Origin of the sequence: Gimesia algae (assembly GCF_007746795.1) — a bacterium.
In the GTDB taxonomy this organism is placed as follows: domain Bacteria; phylum Planctomycetota; class Planctomycetia; order Planctomycetales; family Planctomycetaceae; genus Gimesia; species Gimesia algae.
This window is the reverse complement of record NZ_CP036343.1, coordinates 4,981,277-4,998,845: the sequence shown is the minus strand read 5'-3', so window position 1 is coordinate 4,998,845 and position 17,569 is coordinate 4,981,277. Positions and strand designations below refer to the sequence as shown.

General features: G+C 52.9%; 12 protein-coding genes. 4 read left to right on the top strand and 8 right to left on the bottom strand.

All coding sequences use genetic code 11. The annotated features are described in order from the left end of the window. Nucleotides 1–12 precede the first annotated feature (12 nt). A complete protein-coding gene (locus Pan161_RS18535; protein WP_145229639.1) occupies nt 13–606 on the bottom strand; it encodes a hypothetical protein in 594 nt (197 codons plus the stop codon). A gap of 255 nt (nt 607–861) precedes the next feature. On the opposite strand from Pan161_RS18535, the gene Pan161_RS18530 reads away from it, so the two are divergent. Further along, nucleotides 862–1,773 (top strand): peptidyl-alpha-hydroxyglycine alpha-amidating lyase family protein, encoded by a 912-nt coding sequence (locus Pan161_RS18530; RefSeq protein ID WP_145229637.1) that lies wholly within the window; start codon nt 862–864, stop codon nt 1,771–1,773. A gap of 28 nt (nt 1,774–1,801) precedes the next feature. On the opposite strand, the gene Pan161_RS18525 is transcribed toward Pan161_RS18530, so the two are convergent. The 7 genes from Pan161_RS18525 to Pan161_RS18495 all read right to left on the bottom strand — a co-directional run bounded on the left by Pan161_RS18525 (nt 1,802) and on the right by Pan161_RS18495 (nt 12,364). Further along, nucleotides 1,802–4,414, bottom strand: a complete 2,613-nt coding sequence (locus Pan161_RS18525) for a PVC-type heme-binding CxxCH protein (RefSeq protein WP_145229635.1) — start codon at nt 4,412–4,414, stop codon at nt 1,802–1,804. Between the two features lie 189 nt (nt 4,415–4,603). Further along, nucleotides 4,604–5,995 carry a DUF1501 domain-containing protein gene (locus Pan161_RS18520; RefSeq protein WP_145229633.1) on the bottom strand — a complete coding sequence of 464 codons (1,392 nt, stop codon included), beginning with the start codon at nt 5,993–5,995 and terminating at the stop codon, nt 4,604–4,606. Between the two features lie 218 nt (nt 5,996–6,213). Continuing rightward, nucleotides 6,214–7,077: an alpha/beta fold hydrolase gene (locus Pan161_RS18515; RefSeq protein WP_145229631.1), complete on the bottom strand. Its 864-nt coding sequence runs from the start codon at nt 7,075–7,077 to the stop codon at nt 6,214–6,216. Nucleotides 7,078–7,254: 177 nt separating this feature from the next. Beyond that, nucleotides 7,255–9,408 carry a hypothetical protein gene (locus tag Pan161_RS18510; protein ID WP_145229629.1) on the bottom strand — a complete coding sequence of 718 codons (2,154 nt, stop codon included), beginning with the start codon at nt 9,406–9,408 and terminating at the stop codon, nt 7,255–7,257. Beyond that, nucleotides 9,405–10,316 (bottom strand): ABC transporter ATP-binding protein, encoded by a 912-nt coding sequence (locus Pan161_RS18505; protein WP_145229627.1) that lies wholly within the window; start codon nt 10,314–10,316, stop codon nt 9,405–9,407. The genes Pan161_RS18510 and Pan161_RS18505 overlap by 4 nt, the downstream gene beginning before the upstream one ends. Continuing rightward, complete coding sequence (locus Pan161_RS18500; protein WP_145229625.1) at nt 10,313–10,708, bottom strand: GntR family transcriptional regulator; 396 nt, start codon at nt 10,706–10,708, stop codon at nt 10,313–10,315. The genes Pan161_RS18505 and Pan161_RS18500 overlap by 4 nt, the downstream gene beginning before the upstream one ends. A 252-nt stretch (nt 10,709–10,960) precedes the next feature. After that, a complete protein-coding gene (locus Pan161_RS18495) occupies nt 10,961–12,364 on the bottom strand; it encodes a DUF1501 domain-containing protein (protein WP_145229623.1) in 1,404 nt (467 codons plus the stop codon). Nucleotides 12,365–12,689: 325 nt separating this feature from the next. Between Pan161_RS18495 and Pan161_RS18490 the strand changes: the two genes are divergently transcribed. The 3 genes from Pan161_RS18490 to Pan161_RS18480 all read left to right on the top strand — a co-directional run bounded on the left by Pan161_RS18490 (nt 12,690) and on the right by Pan161_RS18480 (nt 16,960). Next, on the top strand, nt 12,690–13,229 hold the full coding sequence (locus tag Pan161_RS18490) for a hypothetical protein (RefSeq protein ID WP_145229622.1): 540 nt from the start codon (nt 12,690–12,692) through the stop codon (nt 13,227–13,229). A gap of 240 nt (nt 13,230–13,469) precedes the next feature. Continuing rightward, entirely contained in the window at nt 13,470–15,224 is a 1,755-nt protein-coding gene (locus Pan161_RS18485; RefSeq protein ID WP_145229620.1) for a hypothetical protein, read from the top strand. 299 nt (nt 15,225–15,523) lie between these two features. Beyond that, nucleotides 15,524–16,960, top strand: coding sequence for a DUF1559 family PulG-like putative transporter (locus Pan161_RS18480; RefSeq protein ID WP_145229618.1), 1,437 nt, complete (start codon nt 15,524–15,526; stop codon nt 16,958–16,960). Nucleotides 16,961–17,569 lie beyond the last annotated feature (609 nt).

Sequence of the window (17,569 nt, the reverse complement as noted above, 5' to 3'; positions counted from 1 at the left end):
AGCATTAACGTGCTAACGGTCTGCCAGTACAACCCGGCGTCGATAACTGATCAGCAGAGTTAAGAACAGGCAGACGCAGCTGATGGACAGCGGAAACAGCACGGTGGTCAGGGAATACGATTCCAGCGCCAGCAGCGCGAAGGTGTTTCTGATGAAGAATAAAAAAATAAACAGAATGCTTTCTTCAAACGGATGATCGTAGGCTTTGCGGATGGTCGGCCCGAAGCCCAGCAGATCAATGACCGTCAGCAGGATGACGGCCCACATCGGGTTGGATGTGAAATACCAGCAGGGGATCGAGAGCAGGGCGGCGCTGAAAAACAGTCGATCCAGTCGCGTGACGGAAATATCTCCGCGCTTAATATAAGACAGAAAAGCGATGTAGACGGTGATTGTTCCTGAAATGCCAATCGGCCAGGCGCCGATTCCCCCGTTTGCTTCGAGTTGGGCGAAAAACACAATCAGTGTGGTCGTGCCCCAGATCAGCCAGGAGAACAGATGAGGTCTGATTCGTCCTGCCAGAATCCCCCGTATATAGGGAATAAAAGCGGTGAAGGTGATTATGATCGCCAGGCCACTGAAGAGTAACTTGATACGGGGGTCCATGGATGATACCTGATATTCAACACACGACTTGATACATACGGATCAGGTGGTGGGGCGGTAGCGGTACACTGATGTGCCCGTCCGAAAAACTTATCAATAAAGGGTTTCCGGGAAGTTGTCAATCCAAGGCGGTTTCCTGTTTGTAGTTTGAAACTCGACACAGATGTCTGAGCCGCGTACACTCATTAAAAGAAAAGCTGAAGTGAACTGTTCCTGAAACAGTCAACAATTTGAATACTCTCTGGAGTCACCCGCATGAATCTGCCTCGCCGTTTCTGTCTTTTGAGTTTCCCAATAATCTGTCTGATACTGACGGCCGAGTTTACTTTTGCAGCGGACAAAATCAACTTTGAACCCGCGGCAATCAATATTGAGCTGCCGGAAGGCCTTGCACTGGGACCCTGTTCGGCTGTGGATTTCGACAGCAAAGGGCGCATGTATCTGTTTCACCGGGGGGCACAGCCGATTCTCTGTTTTGACCAGAGTGGCAAGTTTGTGCGCTCATGGGGGGACAAACTGATCGGTCAGGCGCATGGCCTGCGTGTTGCCCCGGATGACACTATCTGGGTGACTGATATCGGCAATCACATGGTGTTTCAGTTCAACCCGGAAGGAAAACTGCTGCTGGCGCTGGGGCAGGCAGGCAAGCCGGGTGACAGCCGGGACCGGTTCAACAAGCCGACCGATATCGCATTCGGACCGCAGGGGAACATTTTCATTTCAGACGGCTACGGCAACAGTCGCGTGCTGAAGTTTGCGGCGAACGGAAAATATTTGGGCCAGTGGGGGACCCCCGGCAAGGGACCTGGTGAATTCAATCTGCCGCATTCGATCATTGTTGATGCGAAAGGCCGTGTGCTGGTGGGCGACCGGGAGAATGATCGCGTGCAGATCTTCGACACGGAAGGGAACCTGCTGGAGGTCTGGACCGGGTTTGCTCCTTATGGTATAGAGCTCGATTCAAAGGGAACGCTGTTTGTCGCAGATGGTCGTGCCAACAAAGTGCTGCAACTGAATGCCGGTGGTAAAGTCATCAACTCCTGGGGTAAGAAAGGGAAGGGACCTGGGGAATATAATCTGCCTCACATGCTGGCGACTGATGCTGCAGGAGATATTTTCGTGACAGAGATTGGCGGCAAACGATTGCAGAAGCTGCAGCGGAAATAGTGACTGCAGCCGCCTGTCAGCAGTCGCATCATTTCTGAGGCGAACTGCTTTCCAAGAACGCGAGCAGGTCTTTAATCTCGCGGTCGGTTAAAGAATTAACCAGGCCGGAGGGCATGAAGGAGACCGGTGATTCGACCATCATATCGACATCGTTGCGGTCAAAGGTACGATTCTGGCCATTGGCATCGCGGATGGTTTCTTTCACGTAGGATCGCAGACGAATTCCTGTAAAGGTGCGACCGTCATTCAGAATGATCGTTCGAGGCTGGTATTCAGGAGCCATCTCCCGACTTGGTTCCAGAATGGATTTCAACAGCCAGACGTGGTCCTGCTTGTTACCCAGGCTGCTTAAGTCCGGACCAACGACATTGCCACGACCACCGTGCCGATGGCAGTGCGCACAATTCGCCAGTCGTCCATGATGAAAAATACGACGACCGCTTTCCGGGTCTGCGGGAACCGACACTGCTTCCAACGCCTGTAACCAGGCCTTGGTGTCAGTCAGAGCAGGACGACCGACGCTGAGTGATTTCGGATTGATCGCGGCTGCAAACAGGTCTGCTGAGTCCGGATACTGTCCGGCCAGGATTTTCAGGGACTGCTGTTGGGGAGGTGTGAGCGGAATCGAGCGGAGCGCACGCAAAGCTTCTTCGCGCACCGGGAGTTCACTGGCTCCTGCCAGTTTTAATAACAGTGCAGAATTCTGCTCTGCGACAGTGGCCAGCCCGGCAATTGCTTCTGCACGCAGCAACTCGTTTTGCTTCGGATCAGCGGCGATACTGGCCAGAATCTTTTGAGCTGCAATGGGGTTTCCCGCAAGTGTACGGACCACTTCCAGTGACAGTGTCTCATCGTTTACAGCCAGCAGTTGCTGGAGCATTTCCAGCGTCAGTCCTTTGGGAAAGTTTTTAACTGGCTGAGTTCCTGCTTTGGGAGCAGAACGTGACTGTGTGGGCAGCAACCGTAGTGCATAAGCCCGGATGCGTGGTGGACTGTTGACATCCTGGACCTTGGCTAACAGTAACTCCGGGTTGCGGATACCCGCTTCGGGTTTCCCCTGCAGCGTATTCCAGGTGGCGATGGCGGCTTCGAATCGTTGATAGTCGAGGTCACTTTCGGATAATTTCGCTTCGACTAATGGCAGAAATGCTTTCAATCGGTAATCGGATATCCAGCGGAGCGTCTCGAACTGCACGTCGGGGCTGTTGTCCGCCAGTAAAACGGGAATCCATTTCTGCGGATCAGCCTGCGCCAGTTTCAACGCCATCACGGCAGAAATACGATCTGCTGCCGACCAGGATGAGACCTCTTGCGGAGTCCAGTTCGAGGCTTTGTGTGACAGTGCCTGCAGGGCAGACTGCGCCAGGAACGGGTCTGCATCATGCGAGAACTTCAATAACTCTTTGAGGGTGTGTGTTGATTTACCACTTCGCAGGAGAGCCGCGAGTTTTGCTTCAGGGGTGGGTGGTTCCAGCTCCATTTTTCCGACCCAAGTGGCTTTTTTCAGATCGATTTCCAGTTTCCACACGCGTCCATAGCCATGCGCCTGATAACGACCGTCGACCCAGTCACAGAGATAATAAATGCGTTTTTGTTTTGCGGAGGCAGGATCTGCGGCAATACAACTGGGACGGAAGTAGCGGCTCCCTTTGACTAATGTGATGGGTTTGGATGTGTAAGAGGCTCCTTGAGGAGTGAGTGGGAAAAAGTCAATGCTGTGATCACTCCAGGAGGGGACCAGCAATCCGCGTCCCAGCGGCAGGATTCCACAGGGAGCTTCCCCCGAGGGATGAATCATCGGTAGTGTGCCCCGCAATTCACCATTCCAGCTGACGAAGGGATGGTGGGCTTCCGAGCCATAACTACGCTCATAGCCGTAGTCACCCCCTTCAATAATATGGAGTACTCGACAGGGAGGGCGTTCGCCGGGATCATTTTCGGCAGCGAAGATTTCACCATCCGCGCGAACACAGATGCCGAATGGATTCCAGAATCCCTCTGCGATACGCCTCAGCTTTTTGCCGTCAGCGGTACACCGAAAGACGCCTCCTTCGCCCGCTCCCTTCACAGTGACTCCATCGGTTCCCGTCAGCGACCAGGGTTTGGCATAATTCTCACCGAGCGCAAACACCAGGTCGCCATTTGGATCCCACGCCAGCCCTTCCAGACCGTTATGAGGATAGTCGGCTTCACTCTTCAGCACGGCGATGTTCTCTTCGATATCGGCTTTGCCGTCGCCGTTGGTATCTTTGATGCGCAGAATTCGGTCCCGTTCGGCCAGATAGACCCAGCCATCCGGTCCCAGTTCCAGGTCCATGGTCGCATCGGTGGCATTATAGAAGACCTGTCGTTTCTGGGCACGTCCTTCTTTGTTGAGGTCAGAAAAGATCAGGATTTCATCATGCTCGGGACCAACGTAATCGTCGGGTCGAAAGTGGGTATGTGTGGCGACGACCCAGATACGACCTTGTGCGTCCACATCAATGCCCGTGGGAGTTGCCAGCTCGGGATGTTCGGCGACGAGCGTCAGTTTCACGCCAGGCTGCAGTGTTTTGACCTGCGGTTCCCGTTCGTCAGCGGAGAGTGAACCGATGGCGAAAATCAAACTGATCATCAGGTAGCAAATTGGAAAATATTTCATAGTTGTTTCTCTTGTATGTGCGTCTGTTTTGAAATCGGCGTCAATATTTCTGGTTGATGTTTCAACTCTGACTGGATCAGAGTGACTGGTTCAGGCTGGGGAAAGTCGAGGCAGGGGAGATCGGTGATGATTTCCTGGTCTGTTGTCTCTTTTATACTGTTTTCTGATTCTGTTTCACAACGGTGACCGTCAAAAAACTTCGGCGATGGGGTGACCGCCATCAGTGAATTCAATCGGCAGACCATCAGGTCTTCTGATTCGCGCAGCTGTATTGATGCCGAGCTTACGGTAAATTGTCTCAGCGTAATCATAGGGGGTGTAGAGTTGGTCGGTGACATCGCCTCCCTCTTTATTTGTCGCGCCGATCAGTTGTCCGCCTGGTACGCCGGCACCGGCCAGCGCGACTGACATCGCACGTCCCCAGTGATCGCGACCTCCCCATTTGTTGACGCGCGGGGTCCGCCCCATTTCAGTGATGAAACAGACGAGTGTCTCTTCCAGTAAACCACGGGCATGCATATCCTCAATTAGTGCGCTGAAGGAACGGTCGAGGCTGGGCATCATCACCGGGTGCGGTAAGCCAAAGCGTTCCTGATTGCCCGTTCCCTGCGGGCCACCACAAGGTCCATTCCGGTAAATACCTTCGTGGTGATCCCAGTTTAAAAAGACACCTTTAGGTTGTCCGTAACCGGGGCGGTTGACATGCTCCGGGGGTTGAATCACCGTCACACTGACAAACCTCACGCCGGCTTCAATGAGCTTACGCCCCAGCAGATAACAACAGCCGCGGTGATCACGTCCGTAGCGATCACGTGTTTTGTCGCTTTCTGTGGAGAGATTAAGTGAAGCCTGCACCTGCGGACTGGTCAACAGATCCACAGCGTTTTCGTAATATGCCTGTAGCGTCTCGGCTGATTCTGTTTTCGCAACTGCTGACCGATCCAACTGAGCAAGCAATTCGCGTCGATGGTTAAATCGTTCGGAGCTTAATTTGGGATTCAACTGCAACGATTTCACTTCCCAGTTCGGATCAGACAGATTTTCACCCAAATTTTTCGTTCCCAGTTTCCACGGTGCCCGGCTTGCGGGCAGGAATCCGGTACTGGTCACGTGATTGGGCATATTGATTCCCGGACAGAAAATGTATCCCGGCAATTGCGGGCAGTCGGTTCCAATTTGATCTGTGACGACCGAGCCGATATCGGGAAAGTCAAACGAGGAATCAAAGCGGTAGCCTTTAAAGAACTCCTGGCAACCTTCCTTATGTCCGGCCACGCGGGCCGAGGTCATCGAGCGAATCACGGATAACTTATCTGCCTGCTGTGCGGTCATCGGCATCAGCGATGAAAAATTGATTCCGGGCACATTGGTCGCAATTGATTTGTATGGCGTGCGATGATCATAGGGCGCTTCCGGTTTGGGATCCCAGGTATCCATCTGGCTGATACCGCCCTCTTCGTAGACGACCAGCACCCGTTTAGCCCGACCCGGTTGTCTGGCTTCACTTTTGGCGATCGCTTCCAGGGTCAGTATTTCTGCCAGACCGGCGCCCATCATCCCGGCTGAAACCGAACGTAGCATGCTGCGCCGACCAGGATCATAGTTCCTGTGACGCAATTCCTGTGATACTTCAAGTAGATTTGTCAATTCGCCCCTCACAATCTTGCACAAAGCAGATGATTTCAGCGAGACAGACTCCGGGTTCGGTCAGAACCGTACGAATTACTTAAGATAGTTTATATCACAGACATCGGATAGATCAACGCATAAGTGTATCTAAATGTATTGTAGGGCGATTTCTATTTGCTGCAGTAGGTCAAAAAACCCCTGATGGCGGCCAGATACGCTTCCGGCTCGTCATCCGCGATGGAATGGGAGCTGTCGGCGAAGATCTTCAAATGGGCGCGGGGAATCTTCTCAGCGATCAGTTCGGAATGCTGGGGGGGACAGATCCAGTCATGCGCGCCCCCCAGTACCAGTGTGGGACAGCTGATGGAAGGCAACTGTCCGGTCCAGTCAAATTCCCTGAGAAATGTACTGAAGCCGAGATTGAGCTGTTCGAAATTTCGAATGCTACGAGGCCAACCCTTTTCCATTTTTTCCGGATCGAATCTGGTGGAATACATGGGCCCCATCGCTTTGTAATATTCGTAAACCTGCTGTTGTGATTCGAATTTGCCCTCCCACAACCACTCGCAGACGCGCTGCTGGTCCGGGGTGCCGCGTTCACTGACGATACGTTGAGCATCTTCCAGAAAACGATAACTGGGAGTCGTGGCTACCAGAATCAGGTTCGCGACACGCTCCGGGTAACGGATCGCATATCCCTGGGCGACCATGCCGCCGTAGGAAGAACCGAGGACAGAAATCCGCTCCAGCCCCAGATGTTCGCGGAGTGCGTCGACATCATCAATGTTCTGATCGAGCGTGTAAGTTTCAGGATCGGCGGGGGCACTGCGGCCAGAACCGCGATGGTCGACGAAGACCAGCTGCGCGGTATCGCGGAGTGCTGCCGAATTCGACTTGAAGCTGGAGTGATCGCTGCCTGGACCTCCATGCAGCAGGAACAGCACCGGGCGTTCGACTATCTGGTCTCCTTCCGGGACCAATCCCATCCCGTCTACATCAAAATAGATTTCCGTTCCATTGATTCTGGCGTGCATGTAGTAACTCCTTAAGTGGTCTGGCAGCAAGGAACCCGGCAGTCCAGGCAAAGACTGCACTATTCTGGTATAACCGAATTCAATGTAAACAGGCAAGTAACAACAAGGGGAACGTCAGCAGACATTTCTGGTCTTGAATGAACGCTGATCTGATGCAGAAGGGGCGGGGGTGCCTGCCTAGCCCCACTCGCGTTTGAGTGCGGCACGGTACATCAGCACGTTCAGCCCCAGAGCTACCGTAACTGCTGTAAACGTCACAATGATCAGGAACAGTCCCGCGTGCACAGTGTCGACTTGAGAACGGAGATACCAGGTCAGCACTGCCGCAACCGACAGGATGCCCAACAGATACAGTCCAAACATGCTGCCCACGATAATCCAGGCACGCTCGAAGACTATGACGGCAGCATTGGTGCCAATAATCCACAGCGGCGCAGCCAGGCCGACCAGTAACAGCAGGCTGCAGAATTCTGAAATGTGCGATGTTAAGACGAATCCCTGCAAGGCCAGCATGATCAGCAATCCTGTCACAAGGATACCGTGATCCAACGCCAGCGCTAGGTACAACTGTTTCACCAGAGAGTTACGGTTGACGGGATGTAATGCTTCCGACGCCATGCTCCTGCGTCTTTGCCACCAGATGAGAGGGGGGAGGAAGATTCCGATACCGCAGAAACTGGAAAACAGGACAGCGACCAGGGGGCGGGGCTGAGAAAATAATGGTTCTCCTGTCAGCAGATATTTGAGCCCCTGAATCAGAAGTCCGAAAACCAGGACGTATGCCATAGCCAACAGCAGGGCGCGGGGCCGATAAGCATTCCCCAGTTGCCACAGGCGGGCCATCTGCCAGATCGATCGGTGCGAGAGTTGTAATTTGTCTGGGCTGGGGTCGAACAACTTGAGTAGGGACTGGCCCGCTTGTTGTCCCTGTCGCTCTGGAGAGTTGGCTTGATTCCAGGGAGAAAATGCGGGCAGACGGTCGCTGGCTTCATGTACCTGTTCTGTAATCACGGGGAATCTGATCAGCAGCCAGGCAATACAGAGGACCTCGCCGGTGATGATCATGAGTGCCTGCCAGGGTAGGTGACCGCGCAGATACCAGATGACTTCTACCGTATTAACTTTCAGGAGCGGATTTGAGAATACTGTCAGGAATGGAACGACAAGCAACACGAGCGGTACCGAAGCCCATTGCCAGAACGGTTTCCGGGAAAGTTGGGCCATCAGGAACAGACTGCCCAGCGCGGGCAGCAACAGTGTCAGGCTCAACGCCGGCAGCACGCCGATCTCCTGGCGTAACAGCGGGAGGGAGATCAGCAACGTTCCCGCGACCAGAATTCCTACAGCCAGGCGTCGGTGGGGGGCAAGATAATCTGGAGTCAGGCGGGCCGTCGGTGTAATGAAGTGCGCCCACAACTGCAGCGCGAGCGCACCAAACAGGATCGCTGACAGAAACACGGCCCCGCGGAACGCGTTCACTCTGTACTTGGAATAAGTGGTCGGCAGGGCGCGCACCGGTAGCAGCGTGGCATCAGTGAATCCGCGAAGACGCCGCATTAAGAACCAGTTGGCGTAGACCTCTTTTAACGTGGGTTTATCGCGGAGCAGGGCCAGCTGTTCGGGAGACAGGTCGATCTGATCCAGCGTCTGTGGTCTCTGGGGGAGGGGACCATTGATGACAGCACCTTCGCTTGTCAACAGTGTGAGTTGCTTGAGCGCGGGCAGTCGGGTGACCTGCTCCAGGAAGGCAGGAGATGCATTCAGCAGATGAACCGTCAGCAGTTTGACCTGTGTCATCTGTGGGATTTCATCTGCATGAGACTCCAGGGCAGGCGACAGGAGTTCCAACTGGGAAACTTTCCTGCCCACACGCTCCAGAACGCCCGGGTGGAGCATGGGTTCCAACAATTCCAGGCCATCCAGGCGGGGAAGCTGGCAGATCTGCTCTGCTTCGTCAGCCGTCAGTTCGAATCCGCTCAGGTTGAGGAAAACCAGGTTTCGAAACGGACGCAGGTCCGGCAAAGGATCATCCGGTTTCACCCGAGTGAGATAGAGGGAACGTATCTCGGCAGGATCAGTACGTTCCAGCAGATCCGCAAACGTTTCGATCGAGCGCGCACGATCGGCACGAGGAGGCACTGCACCTGTGATGACCGTAGCAGATGGTCCCGGCTTGCGCGGTCGTGCCCCCACCCGCATCACGTTTCCGCTCGTTGGCCCCCAGACCAGCGTCAACCAGCCGGAGAGAAACAAAGCGGACAGCAGCAGTAACAGGGGGCGTTGCCAGTAGGTTTTCAGAATCTGCCGATATAAGCCAAAGCGAATTTTCATGAGACAGCCTCCACTTCCGGCTGAATGGGAGCTCCTGAAACTTCCAGAAAGATTTCTTCCAGGTTCAGATCCTCGACCGTCGCGGTGGCCTGAAATTCCCGGGAAAGAAATTCCAGGTTCAGTGCTTCAAAATCGTTGACCGCCAGCAGTCCGTGGTTTCCGTCAATCTGTTCGCGGAGCGTGCCCGGAAGACCCAGACTTGGTGGCAGGTTCTCCGCTGCGGTAATGCGGATCCGTTTTACCTGGTTTTTCAGAGAATCCAGTTCGCTGTTGAAGCGGATGTTGCCGTCCACCAGGAAGGCCACATGCGATGCAATTCGCTCCAGGTCGGAGGTGATGTGCGTCGAAAACAGTATCGTATGTGCTTCATTTTCGGTGAATTCAATCAGGGACTGCAGAAACTGTCGACGGGCAGCGGGATCGAGGCTGGCAACCGGTTCATCCAGCACCAGTAAATCCGGTCGATGCCCCAGTGCGACAATCACCGCCAGTTTCTGGCGTTGTCCGGCGGAAAGTGTTCCCACACGTTGTTTTTGATCCAGCTTCCATTCGTTTATGAGCAGGTTCACAAATTCCTGATCCCAGCGATCGTAGAACGCGCCCGTATATTCTGTCAGTCCCAGTACTGTCATCCAGGGGAGTAAGGCGAAATCCTGTGACACATAGCCGATGCGTGCTTTGGCTGACGCATCCAGGTCCCACGAGTCCTGATCAAAAACCGAACTGCTGCCGGAAGTGGTTTTGAGTAACCCTAGAATACATTTCAGCAGGGTCGTTTTCCCGGATCCATTCGAGCCGAGCAGTCCCACCACTTCTCCCGCCCGGACCTGGAAATCGAGATCAGACAGGACTCGCTTTTTCTGAAACTGCTTGCACAGATTCTCGGTTTGTATGATTACATTGCTCATGGTTGATATTCCTGTAACAGCTTGTTGGCGACTGCCAGAATCTGCTCATTGCTGAGCCCGAGTTGACGTCCCTGTACAACAGCCTGCTCCATCAGCGGCTTGAGGTCCTGCATACGCTCCTTTGAGCTTCCCGCAGGAACCGACTTTCGTACCTGCATTCCCTTGCCCCTTACCCGCTCCACGATTTCGTCCGCTTCCAGTTTGGAATAGGCTTTCGAGATCGTCATCGCATTCACGCCGAGTTCTGTCGCCATTTGACGCACACTGGGGAGCATATCTCCTACGTTCAAATGACCGCCTGCAATCATCGCATTAATCTGACCGATGATCTGCAGGTAGATCGGCACGCCTGCAGAGGGGTGCACTTCAAATTGTGTGGCTTTGATTGTCATTAATTAAACCTCATGTGTATTACTACACTAATACACTGGTTCGGAGCCGTCAATCGAAAATTCAATAAAAAGCGAAAAATGGCAGACACCTGTATTTCAGAGGGAGCGATCACGCAGTTGTCGCTACGAGAGGATCAACCGAAGAGAGGGTGTGCGGGATGATCGAGGAGGGCTTTCGCGTCTGAACTTCTTAAGAACGCGAGATCTATGCGTTGAGACTGTGTCCATTTTTACTGTCGCCTCACCCAGAGCTCAACCAAATAGTTCCATGATCGGTTTCCCTGTGGTCAGGGTGCGCAGGATGCCAGTGGGGTCTTTGGGATCGTTGATGGGAATATCCAATGCGTGATAGATCGTCGCGGCCAGTTCTTCGGGACGCACGGGATTGTCGGTTGGATATTGGCCGTACTTGTTCGATTTGCCGTAGACCTGTCCACCCGCAATTCCAGCGCCGGCGAGAATCGATGAGAAACAGCGGGGCCAGTGCTGGCGACCGGGAGGATTCTGTTTGAGCACATTCGGCGTGCGACCGAATTCACCGGTCACGACGACGAGTGTATTTTCCAGCATGCCGCGTTCTTTCAGGTCGGAGAGCAGCGCAGCCAGCGCCTGATCGAGACGAGGCAGACAGAATCCCATGCCATAGGAACCGTTTCCAAAGGCGTTGCCCATCCCCATATTGCCGCCGTGCATATCCCAACTGCTGCTGGGCGGACCTTTCTTGTCATGGTCTGCCTGGCCGGTCCAGCCATTGACGGTGACAAAGCGAACCCCCGATTCTACCATGCGTCGGGCGAGCAGCAGATTCTGTCCCAGGGGATGCATGCCATAACGGTTGCGGACTTGATCGGGTTCTTCCTGCATGTCAAACGCCTTGCGGCCTTCGGCGCGCGTTAACGCTTCGTAGGTTTTCTCGCGCAAGTCAGACCAGTCTTTGACGGTCTGGTCCCGGTCGAGTCGATTGGATTCCAGTTTGCTGAGGACTTCCTTTCGCTTTTCGAATCGCGGTTCGTCGTAGGGGGCGTAAATTTCAGGTGGCTTGAAATCTTTCATCGCCGGGTGATTATTCGCTGAGCCGACAAACACGGGTGCATAGGCGGAACCCAGGTAGCCGCCAATACCGATATTGGGTGCGCAAAAGACAGGCGGCCCTACACATTTGATGAGCCAGGCATTGGAGACGAAATTGCGTTTGCTCGGTTTGTGACGGGCGATATGCGAGCCCAGGTAAGGTTGTTCGTTTGACATGCCCTGCTGTACGCGTTTGTCCGACTGCCCGCTGAGCAGGTTGTGCATCGCGTCGAAATGGTTACTGATCGCTCCCGGATGCGACATGGAATTGATCAGCGTGAACTCGTCGGTCAGCTTGGCCAGTTCCGTGTGCATCTCATTGATCCGCATGCCCGGCACTTTGGTGTCGATGGGCATGTACGGCCCGCGGTATTCCAGCGGGGCCTCGGGTTTCATATCCCAGGTATCGAGGTGACTCGGCCCGCCACACAGCAGGACGAAGATGCAGGACTTTTCCGCGGCGACCGCTTTGCCCGACGCGTCAACTTTGTCGCTCCCCATGACCATGCCCGGCATGCCGAGACTGAGGGTCCCTAAGCCACTCGCAATCAGGGCCTGCCTGCGGTTCATCTGGAATTCGTCCATCCTCAACCTCGCTGTGATTCGCATAAACTGGAGTTGATGTGTGGATTATATCATTTTCTTCAGGGATGCAACACAAGATTCAGGGATCCTGAGGAGATTGCTGTGATCGGGACTGAAAACGTAACGCGTGCGTGGGTCTTCTGATCGTGTCATGCCTCGTCCGCGGGACTCATCCTGGGGGGAAACTCCCGTTGATCTGCGCCAGCAGCCTGATATGATTTCTTTATTCAGACTTTATATTATTGTTTTTCTTCTTTTACATTGACCAGGCAGTACAGGGCACATTGATCTTTTGCGTGCCGACACGTGCCTGCGGGAGGCGTTCATGAGTAATCTGAGTCGAAGAGATGCTGTGAAAATGGTGGCGGGGCTTGGCATTGTTGCCACTGGTGCCGGAGTCATCGCAACCAGGGGATCGGACAGCGAAGCAGCCGCGAAACCCAATCAGGCATCAAACCATCCACCGGCTCCCGATCAGCAATCGGAAGCGGATGCAAATCAGATCGATAAGGAGCTGAAACGGGCGATTGAAAATCCATTTCAATACTACTTCCTGGAGAAGGTATCGTTTCAGGCACCGAAGACCAATCGTGCCGTGTTTTTTACTTCTGCTTATGGCAATCCGGAAAGAGAGTTCCAGGAGGAGAGAAAGTCCCGGGAGGAGAGACTGTCGCCGTCCACAATGCGGGTCTTTCGCGCGATTACCGATCAGGACGACTTTACCAGGCAGGGGGGAGTCTACTGGAAAAGTGAAGGCACGACCGGCCAGATCCAGTTCGAACATCCGGGGGTCCTCTTCCTCGCGCTGTTCGGTCCTGAAGGGATGGTCCACTGTTATTCCCTGTTTCATCTGTTTAAATGCTGAATCACCAGGTTCACTTTCAAGAACGACAACTGTCTCACGGGATCATCTCATGCAAAGATGGTCCTTTTTTCTTTGGTGATCCTTGACTTGATCAGCCCTGCCTGCAGCCTGCCCTTTCAGAATTTTCTGTCACTGTTCAAACAAATCTGTTACACTGCAGTTTCTATAAGAAGTGAACCTGTCTTTTTATCCCCTGTTCTTGGGGTCTTATTTATTTTCATTTCTTGAGAGGAGGCTGTCATGTCTGCGTCTGCTTCTCACCGCTCGGTCCTGCGTTACCTCTACAACCATAATCCGTTCTATGTCATAAGTGCGGTATTGATGTTGTTCGCCGTGCGGTCTGCTTACGGAATCATTGAGATCGGTTCGATCAACTGTTGGATCATGATGGGAGTCCTCGCCGGCTATACCCTGCTACTGGCAGGAATCGGCGTGTTGATTGTCCGCTGGGGCAAGGTCTGGGAAGATGCCCGCTCGATTCTGCTGCTGTTGCTGCTGCTGTTTCTCGGCGTTTCTGTGAGTATGGATGATCTGTTTTCGCGGATTACTCCCGATCAGGGAATGACGTTAATGATCGGCGGCTTTCTGTTTTCGGCGCTGGTTTCCGAAGCCGTTCTGTGGGGAGCCGGCATTCGCCTGGGCGCCCGCTATCGGATTCCTTATCACCTGTTCCTGGCGTTGTTTTATTTCGCTCCCTGGTGGTGTTCCCCGGAAATGCATCCGCGTTCGGCTGCCGAACTTGAATGGACGCTGTTTCTGTTCCCTGTGGTCGGTTCGATTCTGTTTTTGTTTCTGCTGCCAGCCATCCGCGGCGGTGTCTCGTATGTCAGAGGAAACGGGACTCCCTGGGGCTGGCCGTGGTTTCCCTGGATTGCGTTTGGCATGTTTGCCGCCTGTGTCAGTCTGCGCTCGTTTGCGCTGTGTCTTACCTTCGGGCCAGCCGGTCCCATGTGGATTACCTCGGGAAGCGGACCCCGACTCATTTCCTTTGATACGTTGTGGGGCTTCTATTTTCTGATACCGCTCGGCTTTGTCCTGCTCCTGCTGTTGCTGGAAGGCAGTCTGGTGACGAAGAATAAAACCTTTCAGGCAGGCGTGATCCGCTTTTCGCCGTTATTACTGTTGCTGGCGATGCCGGCGACGACGGGGCGGGTTCATACGGGTTTTCTTTTCAAAGTGACGGACGTGCTGGGCGGACCGATCTGGCTGACCATCTGGTTGTTAATCGGCTTTTATCTGCTGGCAGCGGTGCGACGTGTGCCGGGCGCGATGGCAGCCGGCCTGGGAGCTGTGGCGTTGCTCTCGATTGTGGGGCCGCAGACGCTGGGTTCGCGGACGCTGATTGAACCGACTGCCTGGCCGTTGCTCCTGGATGGAATCGTGCTGCTGATGCTGGGACTCCATAGACGTTCCTCCGGTCTCTGTACCGTGGGTGTGCTGGCGGCGACAGCCGGGATCTGGCTGGTGATTCCGGACACGGTGCTGTTCGAGTACCGGTTCACGACCTGTTTTCATCTGTTGTGGATCTCAACACTTGTGTTGGGGCTGGCGATGAAGGATGACTTCAGTCGCGTGCTGCAATGTGCCAGTGCGCTGCTGGTCCCCCTGGTCGCGGTTGTTGTGATTCTGAATGAGCGTGCCATGGAAATCCCGCTGGCCTGGCGACTGACATATGTCGCCACGTGGGCCGCGGGCTGTCTGCTGATTGCCCGGCTCTGGTCGAATCGCTGGTTTACGTATTCGTTCGCCGCGACGTTGAGTATTCTGCTCTACACCAGCGCGACCTACGGATTTCGGCTGGCAACGCGCATGCTGGATCAATCGGCGGTGATTGCGTTCCTCTGGTCAGTAGGCGCATTATTGCTCGCATTCCTGATCAGCGCCCACAAAGCCCGCTGGCTGCCCGAGTATGCCTGGTTAATTACCAGGAAAGAAACGCCGCCGGAGGAAGAGTTGCTTCCGTCACTGGAAGAAAAACCTGGTGATGAGGTGTGACTGTTGTGTTTTTACTTTCTTTTGGCCTCTCTCCAAATTGGGGAGAGGGTGATTTGGAATAGTAAAAGAAATATGAATTGAGGGGTTCCAGGCTCAACCCAAATGGGAAATCGCACTGACAGTCTATTGCCTGCTTGAAGCAAATCATTTTCCAGTCCTCAGACGCCAACAAAAGAAACATTAAGTTGGTTTTAAGAGTCCAAGCACATTTTCAATTATTTTAGAGTTATACTAAAATAAATGGCAAAATATACCATTTATCCCCATTCACAAAAAAATTAAAAGTCTGTAATGTTTCCATGAATCGTCTCAGAGAAATCAGTCTACCACGACTTCTTATTTTGGCCATCTGTCTTCTAGTAGTCTGTCGATACTGTTACACCACTCATGCTCAGTCAACTTCAACAGATGCCCTAATCAAACGGCAGGCCAAGGTACAACAGTCACTTTGGCAACTGAATCTTGCTTTTGTAAAATTCCAAAATCCATATTACCTTCCAGATATCAAGAAGCATCCGGAGTATTATGATCAACAAGGTGATTTGAAGCTAAGTTGGCGAGTTCACCTCCTGCCTTATCTTGGCAAACAGAATCTCTATGATCGATTTAAGCTAGATGAATCATGGGACAGCCCTGCGAATGCGCCGCTCGCAAAACAGATGCCAGATGTCTACCGTTCCCCCGATAGCCCTCTTGCGACCAACCGAACGCGTTTTCGTGGCTTCCAGGGTTCCTGGATAACGAATACGGAGGGAAACAAAGTTCCTACATCCATCTTTGCTGCAGGTCAGACGACACAACCCCGTGATATTACTGATGGCATGAGTAATACATTGCTGATTCTGGAAACGGGGCCTGACCAGGCCGTGGTATGGACCAATCCGGAAGAGTTATCATTCACAAACCCAGTTAAAGCATCTGGGCCGCCTTCTACCGAACGAATGGCTCTTTTCTGTGATGGGACGGTTCGTCTTATGAATCCAAATATGGGCGATGAAATTTGGCAAAAACTGATTCAACCTGCTGATGGATCGGATCCGGATCTTAACAAGACTGCTCTTCGATATATTAGACCAGCTCCCAAGCCCCGCACGCTCACGATGAAACAAAAAAAATTCCAACAGGACAGCCGCCGACGCATGTTAAAGGTTAACGATCTGAGAATTATCGGGCTGGCAATGATTCAATTTGAATCTGTGTATGGCCGCATTTCGCCAACAGAGAATCAACTGGTCGATGGTAAAGCTTTGTTAAGCTGGCGTGTTCACATTCTACCCTTTCTGGGAGAACAGGAACTCTACAAAGAATTTCACACAAATGAGCCTTGGGATAGCCCGCATAATAAAACACTCCTCAACAAAATGCCGAAGGTCTTTAAAAGTGACGGAGTCAAACAGGATGGCTATACAACTTATATGACCTTTACCGGAAAAGGAACTCCCTTTTCAGGAGGACTAGGTCCCAAACTTGAAGATTTCAAAGATGGATTATCAAAAACCATTCTGTTCGTTTCTGCAGGGCCGTCTAAAGCCGTTCCCTGGACAAGACCAGTTGACCTTCCACTTGTACCCCAAAATCCAGCGAAAGTAATCGGTATACAATCAGACGATTTTCTACAAATCCTTCTAGCTGATGGTAGTGTGAAACGAATTCCTTCATCCATTACTCCAGAAACATTGAAACATCTAATCCAGATAGACGATGGAAACGACATCAATTGGGATGAATTGAAATAGGTTCCCAAATTAGTATAAAGGGTCTGGTCTCGATAAATCTGGACTAAATTATCATGTCCCGACAGCATTGTGAGCAATGCGATACCCCTTACGGCGAGCTTCAACGCGCTGGCGAGGATCGTCTGTTTGCCTGCACAGATTGCGGGCGCGAGTCGTGTGATCGGTGTGCCGTACACGAACCTTCAGGGCCACAGGTTTGGTTCCTTCGCTGCCCCCATTGTGGCGGATCTTCGCTCGTACAAAGGAATCTGTCAGAACACTTCAGTATCTATTCCAGCCTGACAGAACTCAAAGAGTCACGGAATGCGATTGCCATGTTGTTTGTGCCAAAGTCTGTGTACTCCAAACGGAATGAAACACTGATACGGGAAGCAATTTCTCGACTTCAGGAGTTCAATCCGTCCTTTTTCCTGCTTAACGAAAACGACACATCCATACGTAATACAATATCGGACTGATTTCCATCAATCTGTAATCCGCGAGAGGCAACAGGCAATGGTGCTGTGATTTGGCTCAACCGTGGCCAGCCGGTAACTTCCTTGCATGGCGGACCGCACTTGACGAAACTGGAGATTTTTGAGCATTCGCGAACAGCCTGGTTTTGAAAGG

Coding starts and splice junctions, on each gene's coding strand:
- Pan161_RS18480 (WP_145229618.1), top strand. CDS start 15,524: ATGAATCGTCTCAGAGAAATCAGTCTACCACGACTTCTTATTTTGGCC.
- Pan161_RS18495 (WP_145229623.1), bottom strand. CDS start 12,364: ATGGACGAATTCCAGATGAACCGCAGGCAGGCCCTGATTGCGAGTGGC.
- Pan161_RS18520 (WP_145229633.1), bottom strand. CDS start 5,995: ATGCTACGTTCGGTTTCAGCCGGGATGATGGGCGCCGGTCTGGCAGAA.
- Pan161_RS18530 (WP_145229637.1), top strand. CDS start 862: ATGAATCTGCCTCGCCGTTTCTGTCTTTTGAGTTTCCCAATAATCTGT.
- Pan161_RS18505 (WP_145229627.1), bottom strand. CDS start 10,316: ATGAGCAATGTAATCATACAAACCGAGAATCTGTGCAAGCAGTTTCAG.
- Pan161_RS18510 (WP_145229629.1), bottom strand. CDS start 9,408: ATGAAAATTCGCTTTGGCTTATATCGGCAGATTCTGAAAACCTACTGG.
- Pan161_RS18525 (WP_145229635.1), bottom strand. CDS start 4,414: ATGAAATATTTTCCAATTTGCTACCTGATGATCAGTTTGATTTTCGCC.
- Pan161_RS18485 (WP_145229620.1), top strand. CDS start 13,470: ATGTCTGCGTCTGCTTCTCACCGCTCGGTCCTGCGTTACCTCTACAAC.
- Pan161_RS18500 (WP_145229625.1), bottom strand. CDS start 10,708: ATGACAATCAAAGCCACACAATTTGAAGTGCACCCCTCTGCAGGCGTG.
- Pan161_RS18535 (WP_145229639.1), bottom strand. CDS start 606: ATGGACCCCCGTATCAAGTTACTCTTCAGTGGCCTGGCGATCATAATC.
- Pan161_RS18490 (WP_145229622.1), top strand. CDS start 12,690: ATGAGTAATCTGAGTCGAAGAGATGCTGTGAAAATGGTGGCGGGGCTT.
- Pan161_RS18515 (WP_145229631.1), bottom strand. CDS start 7,077: ATGCACGCCAGAATCAATGGAACGGAAATCTATTTTGATGTAGACGGG.